The following is a 13241-nucleotide window of genomic DNA, read 5'->3' on the forward strand; positions in this document are numbered from 1 at the left end:
ATAAGCATTGGGAATACTGGATAGCGATCGCCAGAGGCGTTAACCCATCACCTGTCCTTACCCAATTGCATCAGGCTTATACCGTGTAGCTAACCGTTTGTTTCTCACGCTATGGAGTCTCGATCCGAGGGAATACGATGACTAACCGGGTTAACATTTGTTGGGTGAATCACTAAAATGCTGAAACAGATCAGAAAATGCAAGAGGGCAAAACCTATTCTTGCCAATCCATCCAATGGGTCTCAGAACCCACAAATGGGGCTTAGAACCAATCAGAACAACAGTTAAAAATACAACGCTCTGGATCGGCTCTCCTGTAGACAGCCTTAAGTACACAAGTAGAAATGGTGGGAGCGTTGCTTTCAGGCAAGGGTGCTATTTTCTCGACGACCAAAGATATTTTAGTTACGGCGTCTCCCAACTGAATATCATCAAAAAATCACAGGCAACACGCGAGTAATCAATTAGGGTGTGAGTGTTGAGGTCAGCGGTCAGGAGCGGGGATTCAGTCAGATCGGCAACTTCAGCCGTCTACGTGTCTGGGTGCAGCATTTAGGATCGCAAATTAATTAAAACCCGGACGTTTATTTTTGGAAGCGCGGCTCCGCCGCGCTTCCAAAAATAAATCTTCGGATACCTCCAGGGCGATCGCAAAAACGTTTACCATAGCCTGCTTTCTGTGGGGTATGCGGCGTTCCCATGCAAGCGATACCCCCTTCATCAATCCGTATGCCTCAGGGCATTGCCCCGCCTAACACACCTGATCGATTTCCCCCAAAACTTGACAGAGTTCTAGACCGATTGATCTAGTGTTGCAAAGACGAAATTTTGCACCATGGGGGTTTGGGGGCTGCGTCCCCAAGAGGGGGTTTTACCCCCTCCACCCCCTCTAAAACTTTTAAGTTGGTGTACTAGAGGACTTGTCATGTCAGTTAAACCACGGATGCTCTAACCGGATAAGACAGCCCCTTGTTCAACGAAACGTTACGAAATCGGGATGCGCTACTTCTGCCCCTGTTTGTTTATAAGGACGTTTCTATCTAATGCTTGGAATCGTGGCTTTCATAAAACCCAAGTCGATTCGAGAGGGCGGTGGCTTCACCATCGCTCTCTCGAAAAAATAACAGGGTAATGAATCTGTATGCCTGAGACGATTTCTAGAAAAGGTCATCCCAGCAAATCGTGGGGACGAAACATTCGAACTATGATTTTCGCCATTGACTAAAGACTATCTAACGAATGCTTCGCCCTTACAGGGATAACATCTTTTTCAGAAATCTCCTTACAGCCATTTTCAATTGATTAAGCCACAGATTTTTTGTTGTGTGCCGCGCTCTGCGCGGCACACAACAAAAAATCTAAACATATTCAAGCGCGAAGCGCTGTAAGATGGCAGTTTTTTATCGTCTTCTTTTTCAATCAACGCGTATTGAGGCTAGGTAATGTATCTGACCGATGTAGATGCAGCAATGATGAAACTTGATCAAGGAAATTTGTTATATCGCATTCTTCAACGGATCCGCCAATCTCTTGAATTGCAAGATATTTTCGTTGCGACGGTGGCGGAAGTTCGGTCATTTTTGGAGGTGGATCGGGTCAAGATTTACAAGTTTCATGCCGATGGCAGTGGTCAAGTTATTGCTGAATCGATTCATGAAGAGCGTTTACCGACGTTACTAGGGCTTAATTTCCCGGCAGATGATCTGCCGGCGCACGCACGCGAACTTTTTGTCAAAGCGCGGATGCGGGCGGTAGTGGATGTTATGTCTCAACAAGCCGGTCAGAGTTTGATGACTCATCTAGAAGCGGAGCAACTTGTTTTTGAAGATATTCGCTATCGCCCCATCGATCCGTGCCATGCAGAATACTTAACCGCAATGGGAGTTCAGTCTTCGACGGTTGTGCCTATTTTTGATGGCGATCGCCTGTGGGGGTTATTAGTCGCCCATCATTCCGAGCCTCGATCCATCCCTGCCTCCGCACTGGAAAGCGTACAAATGGTTGCCGATCAACTGTCGGTGGCGATCGCCCAGGCATCTTTGTTAGCCCAGGCTCAAGAAAAAGCATGGCAAGAAACCACGATAAACCGGATTGTGACCTTACTGCACTCGCTTTCAACGATTGAATTACAAGCCGCGTTGGAAGAAACCGTTGCCTCGTTTCGAGCTTCTGGCGGCAGACTCTATATTGCACCGACGGAATTTTCACCCCACCCCACCACCGAAATCTCAGAGAATACAACTGCTGGGGATATAGCCGATCCTGGTACCCTCTATACCGTTGGCAAACAACCAGCGATATACGGACGCGCCAGTTTTGCCCTGATGGAGCAATATAGCGTCTGGCGAGAATATTTTAGAGGATCTGAACATCGGATCTGGGCAATTTCTGACTTGTACAAAGTCCCCGAACTGCGCAATCTCCAACCGGCATTTCGACTGACCAATATTCGCGGAATTCTGATCATTCCCCTCTGGTATCGGCAGCGATTGCTCGGTTATCTCAGCCTCTTCCGTGACGAGATAGAAACGGAAACGCTCTGGGCAGGCGAATTTGACCCCGATCAACGACAAGTGCAACCCCGCCTATCGTTTGAAGTCTGGAAAGAGTCAAGAAAAGGTCAGTCGGATCACTGGACAGAGGGTGATACCAAGTTGGCTGAAGCCTTAGGCAATGAGTTTGCAACGGCGATTCAGCAACACGAAATGCATCAGCAGTTACAGTTGCTCAACACCAACCTGGAACAACAGGTGCAAGAGCGCACGGCAAAGTTGCAACAGGCAACCGAGCAGCAGCAGGTGTTATTTGAAGTGGTGGCGAAGATCCGAGAATCGCTTAATCTCAACACGATTTTTAGAACCACCGCGAAAGAGGTGCGACGGGCACTGAATGCCGACCGGGTCGCCATTTTCTATTTTGACCCGGATTCTAATTTTAATCAGGGTGAATTTATCTCAGAGGATGTATTGCCCCAGTTTCCTTCGGCGATCGCCAGTAAAGTTCACGATCACTGTTTTGGCGAAGACTATTCTGCGTATTACCAAAAAGGACGAATACAAGCCGTTGCCGATATTCATCATGCCGGTCTACGAGATTGTCATGTTGACGTCCTTGCCAGATTTCAGATCATTGCCAATCTGGTGGTGCCGTTGAACCGGGGTGAAAATTTGTGGGGACTCCTCTGCGTCCATCAATGCAGTCAGGCGCGCACCTGGGAACCATCAGAAATTCAGTTTGTCACGCAAGTGGCTGCCCAGTTGAGTGTCGCGCTTCAGCAAGGCGATTTATTGGCACAAACCCAACAGCAAGCCACCCAACTGACACAGACCGTCCAGGAGTTGAAAGAAGCGCAAACTCAGTTAATTCAAACCGAGAAAATGTCGAGTTTGGGGCAACTCGTGGCAGGCATTGCCCATGAGATTAACAACCCCGTGAACTTTATCTACGGCAATATTATCTATGCACGAGAATATATCGAAGAATTGTTGAGCTTGCTCCAGCTTTATCAACGGCATTATCCCGCAGCCCATCCCGACATTATCCAACGAGCGCTAGAAATTGAACCTGAATTTCTGACCGAAGATTTATTGAGAATTCTCAACTCCATGAATGTAGGAGCCGATCGCATTCGCCAGATTATTCAGTCTCTGTTAAGTTTTTCGCGGTTGGATCAGGCAGAAATCAAACCCGTCAATCTGCATGAAGGGTTGGACAGCACGTTACTAATTTTGCAATATCGGCTGAAGGCAAGTTCAAATCGTCCGGCGATCGCTGTTATCAAAGACTATGGTGATCTTCCCCTGGTGGAGTGTTTTGCCGGACAGATGAATCAGGTCTTTATGAATATTTTGGGCAATGCCGTGGATGCCTTAGAGCAACGAACCGAATATCCCGAGACTTTAACTCTAACGATTCGGACGGAGGTTTTGCATCGCAATCGCGTGGCAATCCACATTGCCGACAATGGGCTGGGAATGTCTGAAGCCATTCGCGCCAGAATTTTCGATCCTTTTTTCACCACAAAACCTGTGGGCAAGGGCACAGGGTTGGGGTTATCCATTAGCTATCAAATTGTCACCGATAAACACCAGGGGCAATTATTCTGCACGTCTCATCCCGGTGAAGGAACAGAATTTATCATCGAGATTCCGATTCGGCTGGGCAAAGAACCTAGCGTTGAGACATAACCCCTTGATTTTTTCTGCTCTGACGGATTGTGTGTTTCGTATCACGCTCCAAATCCAGAGGGTCATGTATGGAAAACGTTGCTCTGCGACGTTTTCCATACATGACCTGTCCTGACTTCATATTGCCCAGGAACTAAGCGGCGGCATAGTGCTGCACTGCCTGTGCCAACTCATCCGTCCAATAGCTGACGAGTTCGGCGTTGCAGGCTTCCACCATGACCCGAATCACGGGTTCTGTGCCCGACGCCCGAACCAAAATGCGCCCCTGGTTGCCCATCTCTGCTTCGGCTCTGGCGATCGCCTGTTGCAACAGATCTGAGGTTTGCCAATTCAGACGGCGATCGCGATCGTCTACCCGAATATTACGCAGAAGTTGGGGATAGGTTTGAAAACTTTGATCCACCAATTCTGCCAGCGATACACCCGATTTCTGCACGACAGCTGCCAAATGCAACGCCGTCAACATGCCGTCTCCAGAGACACTGAAATGGGGGCAAAGGACGTGACCCGATTGCTCTCCACCCAACATTGCCCCCCGACTGACCATTTCAGCATGGACATATTGATCGCCCACGGCAGTGCGAATCAGGGTTCCTCCCAGAGCTTCCCAGGCACGCTCAAAGCCCAAATTTGCCATTACGGTCGAGATAATCAACTGATCGGGCAATTGCTCTGCCTGTTGTAACGCGTGTCCCCAAAAATAGAGGATGTAGTCACCATCAACCACCCGACCCTGGGCATCCACTGCCATCACCCGGTCAGCATCGCCATCAAAAGCAAAACCCAAATCTGCATCATGCTCTTGGATAGCAGCTTGTAGCGAGGCTAAATGGGTGGAACCACAATGGACGTTGATGCGATCGCCATCCGGGCGATCGTGCAGGCAAATGACCTCTGCTCCCATAGCTCGAAACACGCCAGGTGCCAGTTGAGTCGCGGCACCCCATGCCAGATCTAAAACAATCCGCATGCCTTTTAAACTCACCTGAGGCAGCAGCGGCTGGTGCAGAGACTCCACATACACATCCAACAGTTCGGGTCGATAGTGATGCTGAGCAGACGGCGCAGGTAACGACTCCATCGGCTCTAACGAGGCTCCATGACTGCGCAATGCTGACTCAATTTGTTCTTGCAACCGTGGCGACAGTTTGGCACCATTGCCAGCAAAAAACTTAATGCCATTATCTTCTGGCGGATTATGGCTGGCAGATATCATCACTCCACCCGCAGCCGATGAGACGTTGGCTAAATGGGCAACCGCTGGAGTTGGGCACAGGCCCAAGTTCCACACCTCCAATCCGGCAGCATTTAAGCCAGCTGATAATGCCATTGCCAGCATATCGCTAGAGTTACGCGAATCTTGCCCCAGAATAATGGGCGCATGGGCATCGCCATAGGCTTGCAAAATTTTCCCGGCCCAGAACCCAACTTGTAACGCTAGCGGTGCGGTCAACAAATCCCCCACTCGTCCCCGAATGCCATCTGTGCCAAATAAACGACTGCTGGGAAGAGAAAGTTTGCTCCATTCAATTCCATTTAATGAGTCGGGAATTGACTGCGAAACAGTACGGGAAGCGTTAGCCGAAACGATCTGGTCTGGGGGAACAGAAGATAAAACCATGAATGATCTACTCCACACATCACACACTTAAGAGATCTATCTAGGTAAACCCAATCTATTTTGAAATGGGTGGTTTGCCGTAGGCAAAATGCCATTCCAAAACCTGGACGTGGGTTTCGTCAGTACGAGCTAAGGATGCTATGGCGCTACGCGCTCAAAACCAGGAGAGTGATGGGTTAAAGATGTTGAACACTGCATCAAGCACATCTGTTTAACTCGTCACGTCTCCTAACTCGATCGCGTTGGGCAACAAAAGCAAAATCCTCTTTAGCTTTTTAGATAGAGTTTCAGAGATTTCCGGAAAATACACCACAAGCTTAATCAAGTTGCAGAAAAGCAGGAGACTTTCTGGAAATTTCTACAGTGGAGCATAGCATTTTAAGCGGCAACGCTATAGCAGTAATTGGATAGATTTGATCCCAACTTCCTTAATTTTGTAATACTTCTAAAACTGATCGAGCTACAGGGTCAACGTCTGCCCGTCATTCCTGGTTAGGGGGCGACGGCTCTGCCGTCGCCCCCTAACCAGGAGCTAGCGTTATCCGATCTGCAATCCTAAGGATCGTGGATTTCATAAAACCGGAGATTTATTTTTGGAAGCGCGGCTCCGCCGCGCTTCCAAAAATAGAATTCCGGGTTTTAATTAACTTGTGATTCTAATGATTTGGCGATCGCGATCCAGTCGGACTGATCACAAACCGAGCGCGATAAGACGAGTTTGCAGTTCATCCCAGGTCAAATTGCGCTCAAGATAGTCAGGGTTATCGGGCAAATAGGGGCTTCTCAGGCGATCGATCGCCACAATGGTGGCATCCTCCGAGATCACCGGCACATCAGGGTCAACGGCTGTAGATCGCATCAGAGAACTCGAAAACCCTTTGAATATGACAATCTGATCCGTTTCATTGGCGATCGCTACAGTCACCAACAAAACCTCTTGAGGATGTTTGAGTGTGTATTGTTCTAAACGCTGCCCGATCAGAATCGTTCACTCCCTCAGTTACAAATTGCCCGGATCAATATAATACGGCTGGATATTTTCTGGCTCAAATTGCTTCAAAATCCGGGTTGCCTGATTGGTCAGGTTCGGCGGTCCATTCACCACAATCAAGTATTTCCCCGATTTGACATACTTCCGATACGGCAGGAAATCGCGATTGCCAAACACTAAGTCCGCACCGCCCCCGACGAAGAAGCTACCCATCGCTCCGGCGATCGCCCCAAACACTGCGCCAATCAAATGATTTCCCAACGAACCTGCCCAGGGAAATAACTCAAATTTCGTCAGCAAGTTAAACGAATAACCCGCAATAAATCCAAAAGGCACCAGCCAATACGACATAAAAATCGCCTGTCGGCGTGCTATTTGAGCCGGATCCAAAAATCCATACTCATCAATGTCCTTATACCCTTTACCAACAATACTGACCTGCTTGATCGACAACGTTTCTTCTTCTAATGCAGAATAAGCCGCTTCCGCTTGCAATCGGTCAGGCAAAATTGCGACAACGTAATTCATGATGCTAAATAACGAATCGCGTAATACTTCTTTTCTGTAAAAATTTCTGGTTTAGATTTTCGGTTAATGGATATCAACCCAATTTCTTCCAGGAAATTACCTATGACTGAAACAGCAGCGCACTAGATAACAACTGCCCTACACACGATACAACAATTAGGGAACCTAAAAGATCAGGATATTGAGCGCGGCGAATTTTAGAGGGTTGTGTGGCTGCTTCTAACGCGTCTCGCTCAGCAGCATGGGCTAATTCGGCAGCAACTTTGGCAGCATACGGACGAATCAACGACCACACCAGAGGCGATAGCCATCCCCTGAGAGTCACAGAGTAAGAAACCCGAGTTCCCCAAACTGTTGACTCCACCCGATACGTGACCCGCTCCTCAACACCGGGCAACGCCAGAATTCTGACGCTAATCAACTCCTTCGGCAAAACTCGCTCAACAAAAATACGAATGGGAATCGGAATTAACCGCGTCACAGCCCGATAAATCAGCCCCGGTTTGGGTAACAACCCTTTAGGAACATTAGTGCTGGCAATCAGCGGATGCCAGGATACATCTGCCAAATTTTCTATTTTTTTCCATAAAGCATCTACCGAAGCCGAGCTAATTGCCTGATACGTACCTACGAGTGGACGAAACCAGGATGAATCCTGATGCGTCGCTTTTGACCAACCGTCAGACATTAAACACTTCCTCCTTCAGCCATATACAGCTATCCTCTCAGGGATATATCTCTTGGCTCTAGGCTCTTTGCCAACAGCGATCGCCTTGGTCATACCCAAGGTGTCATTTAAGATTTTTTGGATAACCTAAAACCGAAATTTATTTAAGAAGCACGGCGATGCAGCACTTCTTCATAAAGTTCTGAGTTTTTCTGAGTCGTTGTTTCTGAGTCGTATTGAATCCGTGATCCCTGGTAGTGCAACCACTACATTTTGCAGCGTGGGAATTCGAGGCTACGCCCCCAAGAGTGAGGTTCATCCCCTCCACCCCCTGCAACACTTTTAATGGGGTGCACTTTAATTGGGTGCACTAGTCAAAGATTTAACCCCCTATAGAGTTGATTGGTAGTCACTCCAACCTCTGTAAAGGTTTTTGCTGCGTTCATCTCAAGTCTTCTATTGTAGTGCAAGCAGTTAAGGTATCCGGATTCAAAACATCGCCAGTATAAGCCACTCTCAAACCGCAGGGCATCCCCCTCACGTCATGTTTGTAAAGATATGTTTTTAATATCTTAATGAACTCTACTGAATTGCAGAATTGACGCCAGACTGCGATTTCCGCTCTGTTTCCGCCCCCGGAATTTGATTTAAATTGACGTAATATGTGACTGTTCTTTACATTTCCTCTCTATTGTGCGCGCAGGGGCAGGATTCAAGATAGGCTATATTCCGTGCCTAAATTGCGATCTACCCTTACTCCCTGGCAAGGTCTTAGCATCAAGCGTCTGTTCAGGTGAATGTGGGTTATCTAAGGCTCAACAACAACCGGGACGCAGATTTATTAGATAAAAACTAGGCAAACGCTATGGTGAATTCGACCCCTGAAAAAGTTGAAACATCGAATTTTTCTTTACCCCCTTCTGACTCGCGTGAGCGTGTCAGTCAGTTTATGAAGGGCTTACAAGATCAAATTTGTCAGTCATTAGAACAACTGGACGGAAGCTCACACTTTCAAGAAGATGCGTGGCAAAGAGAACAAGGTGGGGGTGGGCGATCGCGCGTTATTAAAAACGGCAAAGTTTTTGAACAAGGTGGAGTTAACTTCTCTGAGGTCTGGGGCAAAGATTTGCCCCCATCGATCTTGGTGCAACGTCCCGAAGCCGCAGGGCATAGTTTCTATGCAACCGGCACCTCCATGGTGCTGCATCCTCACAATCCCTATATCCCAACCGTTCACCTCAACTATCGCTACTTTGAAGCGGGTCCAGTATGGTGGTTTGGAGGCGGTATCGATTTAACACCTTACTATCCGTTCGCCGAAGATGTCGTTCGGTTTCACCAAACTCTCAAGCATGCATGCGACAAAAATCACCCCGAATACTACCCCACATTTAAGCTATGGTGCGATGAATATTTTTATCTCAAGCATCGCCAAGAACCTAGAGGGGTAGGTGGCATTTTCTTCGACTACCAAGATGGTCGCGGAACCCTCTATCGTGGTCCTTCAGAGGATGGTGACGCAGCACGCCATAGTAACAAAGTTGGCGAATTACAGCCTCGCAGTTGGGAGCAGTTGTTTAGCTTTGTTCAAGATTGTGGCAATGCATTTTTGCCCGCCTATGTGCCTATTGTCGAAGGACGACGGAATCTAGCCTATGGCGATCGCCAACGCGATTTCCAACTCTACCGCAGAGGGCGGTACGTAGAATTTAATCTGATTTACGACCGAGGCACGATTTTTGGGTTGCAGACCAATGGACGCACCGAATCGATCCTCATGTCTCTGCCTCCCCTCGTTCGCTGGGAATATAGCTACCATCCAGAACCCAATACTCCTGAAACTGAGCTATATGAGGTCTTCCTCAAACCTCAAGATTGGGCAAACCAGGATCTCAAGGTTTCTAGCCAAGTAGCTTAGGATCGTGGATTTAATAAGACCGAAGATTTATGTTTGAAAGCGCAGCGGAGCCGCGCTTTCAAACATAAACATCCGGTTTTTAATTAATTTATGATCCTTAACGTCAATGAGCTAAGGATCGTGGATTAAATCAGATCGACGATTGAATCGTTCGCCCCTGCAACACATCATCGACGTTATTTAATTCCCAGGGTTAAAACGGGTGATGTGCCGCGCGACGCGCGGCACATCACCCGTCATAAAATACTTGACAAAGCACTAGGGATTTAATAAGATTTGCGGTTTATTTAGGGCAATGAGGTAAGGGGCTAGTCTGACCCTATTTATCTTCACTGAAAAATTGATAGTGTTTATAATCCAGATCGGATGGGCAAAATAGTTTATGAACAAAGACAGGTATTTTTTCTGTCGGTGTTGATAGGCATTTGCCTCATAAGTAAGTTAAGCTACTGCTGAGATAGCGCGGGCGCAACAGTTTGATGGAACAGACAACATATTCAACCCAAGATGGTAAGCAGGTTGTCGTCTTAACTCCTACGGGACGGCTAGACATTACAACAGCCTGGCAATTTCGTCTGAAGCTACAAGAGTGTATTTCCCGAGTCAGCCCCCATGTCGTTGTCAACTTAGGACAGGTTAACTTTATCGATAGCTCTGGGCTTACATCTCTAGTTGCCGGAATGCGAGACGCCGATAAAGTAAAAGGTAGTTTCAGAATTTGTAATGTTCATCCGGAGGCAAAATTAGTCTTCGAAGTGACCATGATGGATTCTGTGTTCGAGATTTTTGATACTGAAGAAGAGGCTCTAGAAGGAGTCCCTCGCGAGATTCCTAGTTAGGTTGAGTAAGAACCCCTCTTAAATCCGACAAGCGCGAAGGTGACACCTTCGTCAACTTTATATATCTTTGCTTACAGCGAAAATTTATAGTTTCCCAGCCAGTTCAATCATTGTAAAAACCAGAGTTTCTGATTTGAGCTATAAAATTTGGTGTGGCTGCCGCGACTCGCACGGCAGCCACACCAAATTTTATAGCGAGATTAAGCAATCCCCAAAACCCATAGCCCTACAAAACTTCTTGGGTTTGAGAACGAATAATGATTAAGCTAGATCGTTTCCCACATATCCGTCACTTATGAGACTATGGGATAATGGGGATCAGATTATCTTTAGAATTGCCTGTGAATACCGTCCGCACTGTTTCAGATACCAAGAGAGCCTTCTACAACACCCACACCCGCCCGATTAACTCTATCTACCGTCGGGTGGTCGAAGAGCTTATGGTCGAAATGCACCTGCTCTCAGTTAATGCGGATTTTCGTTACGACGATATCTATGCATTGGGAATAACAACTGCATTCGATCGGTTTATGCAGGGCTATCGACCGGAACAAGATAGAGACTCCGTTTTTAATGCCCTGTGTCAGGCAATAGGAGAAGATCCAGGAAAATATCGTCAGAGTGCTGAACGGGTAAGAGGCGAAATTGGCAGTCTCTCTGTTAGCGACTTTCTGGCGCGTCTACAAGCCCTGCCAAACACCGACGGCAGCGCTATTTCGTCAACACTGAAACAAGTAGCCGAAAATTCTCGATTTAAATACAGTCGTTTATTTGCGATCGGAATTTATACGCTACTAGAGCTGATGGATGCTGAGTGGGTTAAAGACACCGACAAGCTAAATGAGGCGCTTAAACAAATTTGTGATGCCCTTAATCTGTCCTCAGAAAAGCTTCAGAAAGATTTAGAACTCTATCGCAGCAATCTAGACAAAATGGTTCAAGCCCAGATTGTGATGGAAGATATTCTCAAAGCAGAACGCAAAAAGCGGGAAGATCGGGAAAAGGCAAGACAAGCCGCAACGACTCCCCCCAATGGTTCTCAGGAATCAGCATAAGTTTGGATTGCAGTGCAAATTTGTTGGGCTTGTAGATTGAATAAAACCCATTATTTTTCAGAGAGCGACGGCAGAATCGCGCTCTCTGAAAGACCGTTCCAGGTTCATTAATCTATAATCCTCAGTGCTGAATACCCATTCAAATATGAAGCTGCAACTTTTTAGGAAGGGGTGAAGTGTAGGGATGTGGGGGTGAAACCTCCATGCAGGGAACACCGCGCCCTGCACCCCTGTGCTTAGGAATGGGAATTAAATAACTCCGATGATTTGTTGTACAGGCGAACGGCCGTTCGCCCTTCCAAACGATTCAATATTCGATCTTATTTAATCCACGATCCTTAATCAACTTGCACATTGCTATAGAAACGGTGTGAGATCGCAAATTAATTAAAATCCAGAAGTTTATGTTCGGAAACGCGGCGACGACGCGTTTCCGAACATAAACTTCGGTTTTCTTAAATCCACAATCCTGAGTTGATACCAAGGCTCTTTCACAACACGTTTTAGATCCACCTCACGGATGTGATTATCCCTCTTCCCCACCCAAGCCAAACCGATAGCCTTTGCCATAAACCGTGTGAATTAAGGGTGACTCACCGCCAAACTCTATTTTGCGACGCAACAATCTGATTTGAGCTGCTAAAACGTTGCTACTGGGTTTTTCGCCATCTCCCCAGAGATAATCATGGATTTGTTGATGGGTTAATAGCTGATTGGGATGTCTCATGAAGAACCCCAGAAGATGAGCTTCTTTATCTGAAAGTTCAATCGTTCGGCCTTGTCGATAGGCTAGTTGGTTGGCAGAGTCTAATTCTAAATCTTCTACACTCAGTCTCAGTACAGTTTGAGCAAGCGGTTCTAACGTTGGGGGACGCCGTAATAGAGCACGCACTCTGGCAAGGAGTTCTCTCAATTCAAAGGGCTTAACCAGATAGTCATCGGCACCCGCATCTAGCCCCTGAACACGGTCATCTATCGTGTCTTTAGCAGTCAAAAATAAGACGGGTGTGGTATCTCCTTGCAGTCGCAACCGTTGACAAATCTCCAAGCCCGATTGTTGAGGTAACATCCAGTCGAGAATCAACAGATCATACTTTCGTTGGGACGCCAACTGACTGCCTTCTTCACCGTTATGCGCGACATCAACTCGGTATCCTTCACGAGTTAACAAGCGGCTAAGAGGATCCGTTAACTCAACTTCATCATCTACAAGCAAAATCTGCATAGCGATTACTAAACCCGTTGTCCCTGACGATAGCGCAAGACCCTTCCTGAAGTTGACCTGAAAGATCGATGTTTCGTGCCCCAAGGGTACAAAACATCGACTTCCTATCGCGTTTTGGCTAGTAGACCCAATTAAAAGGTTTACAACGGGGTGCAGGGGCGGAACCCCTGCGTAGGGGCTGCGCCCCCACACCCCATGGTGCAGAATTTA

Annotated in this window: 9 protein-coding genes; 4 read left to right on the top strand and 5 right to left on the bottom strand. The window is 47.3% G+C overall.

Features of this window, described 5'->3' with window-relative positions:
- Nucleotides 1-1442: 1442 nt before the first annotated feature.
- Nucleotides 1443-4187, top strand: coding sequence for a GAF domain-containing sensor histidine kinase (locus ACR6Z4_RS07770; protein WP_479716670.1), 2745 nt, complete (start codon nucleotides 1443-1445; stop codon nucleotides 4185-4187).
- 133 nt (nucleotides 4188-4320) lie between these two features.
- Here the strand turns inward: ACR6Z4_RS07770 and glmM are convergent, their stop codons facing one another.
- The 4 genes from glmM to ACR6Z4_RS07790 form a co-directional block, all read right to left on the bottom strand.
- Entirely contained in the window at nucleotides 4321-5808 is a 1488-nt protein-coding gene (glmM, locus tag ACR6Z4_RS07775) for a phosphoglucosamine mutase (RefSeq protein ID WP_479716671.1), read from the bottom strand.
- A gap of 691 nt (nucleotides 5809-6499) precedes the next feature.
- Complete coding sequence (locus ACR6Z4_RS07780; protein ID WP_479716772.1) at nucleotides 6500-6793, bottom strand: DUF7734 family protein; 294 nt, start codon at nucleotides 6791-6793, stop codon at nucleotides 6500-6502.
- Nucleotides 6794-6808: 15 nt separating this feature from the next.
- On the bottom strand, nucleotides 6809-7327 hold the full coding sequence (locus tag ACR6Z4_RS07785) for a hypothetical protein (RefSeq protein WP_479716672.1): 519 nt from the start codon (nucleotides 7325-7327) through the stop codon (nucleotides 6809-6811).
- 100 nt (nucleotides 7328-7427) lie between these two features.
- The gene (locus ACR6Z4_RS07790) at nucleotides 7428-8015 is read right to left on the bottom strand and encodes an SRPBCC family protein (protein ID WP_479716673.1); all 588 of its coding nucleotides are present in this window, start codon (nucleotides 8013-8015) and stop codon (nucleotides 7428-7430) included.
- Between the two features lie 844 nt (nucleotides 8016-8859).
- Here ACR6Z4_RS07790 and hemF point away from each other — a divergent pair.
- The 3 genes from hemF (at nucleotide 8860) to psb29 (ending at nucleotide 11806) form a co-directional block, all read left to right on the top strand.
- The gene (hemF, locus tag ACR6Z4_RS07795) at nucleotides 8860-9912 is read left to right on the top strand and encodes an oxygen-dependent coproporphyrinogen oxidase (protein WP_479716674.1); all 1053 of its coding nucleotides are present in this window, start codon (nucleotides 8860-8862) and stop codon (nucleotides 9910-9912) included.
- A 479-nt stretch (nucleotides 9913-10391) separates the two neighbouring features.
- The gene (locus ACR6Z4_RS07800) at nucleotides 10392-10751 is read left to right on the top strand and encodes an STAS domain-containing protein (protein WP_479716675.1); all 360 of its coding nucleotides are present in this window, start codon (nucleotides 10392-10394) and stop codon (nucleotides 10749-10751) included.
- A 341-nt stretch (nucleotides 10752-11092) separates the two neighbouring features.
- Nucleotides 11093-11806, top strand: coding sequence for a photosystem II biogenesis protein Psp29 (psb29, locus tag ACR6Z4_RS07805; protein ID WP_479716676.1), 714 nt, complete (start codon nucleotides 11093-11095; stop codon nucleotides 11804-11806).
- A 526-nt stretch (nucleotides 11807-12332) separates the two neighbouring features.
- Here the strand turns inward: psb29 and rppA are convergent.
- Nucleotides 12333-13031 carry a two-component system response regulator RppA gene (gene rppA / locus ACR6Z4_RS07810; protein WP_479716677.1) on the bottom strand — a complete coding sequence of 233 codons (699 nt, stop codon included), beginning with the start codon at nucleotides 13029-13031 and terminating at the stop codon, nucleotides 12333-12335.
- Nucleotides 13032-13241: the final 210 nt, after the last annotated feature.

It is taken from the genome of Calyptranema fuscum S582 (genome assembly GCF_055793305.1).

Coding starts and splice junctions, on each gene's coding strand:
- ACR6Z4_RS07770 (WP_479716670.1), top strand. CDS start 1,443: ATGTATCTGACCGATGTAGATGCAGCAATGATGAAACTTGATCAAGGA.
- glmM (WP_479716671.1), bottom strand. CDS start 5,808: ATGGTTTTATCTTCTGTTCCCCCAGACCAGATCGTTTCGGCTAACGCT.
- ACR6Z4_RS07785 (WP_479716672.1), bottom strand. CDS start 7,327: ATGAATTACGTTGTCGCAATTTTGCCTGACCGATTGCAAGCGGAAGCG.
- ACR6Z4_RS07790 (WP_479716673.1), bottom strand. CDS start 8,015: ATGTCTGACGGTTGGTCAAAAGCGACGCATCAGGATTCATCCTGGTTT.
- hemF (WP_479716674.1), top strand. CDS start 8,860: ATGGTGAATTCGACCCCTGAAAAAGTTGAAACATCGAATTTTTCTTTA.
- ACR6Z4_RS07800 (WP_479716675.1), top strand. CDS start 10,392: ATGGAACAGACAACATATTCAACCCAAGATGGTAAGCAGGTTGTCGTC.
- rppA (WP_479716677.1), bottom strand. CDS start 13,031: ATGCAGATTTTGCTTGTAGATGATGAAGTTGAGTTAACGGATCCTCTT.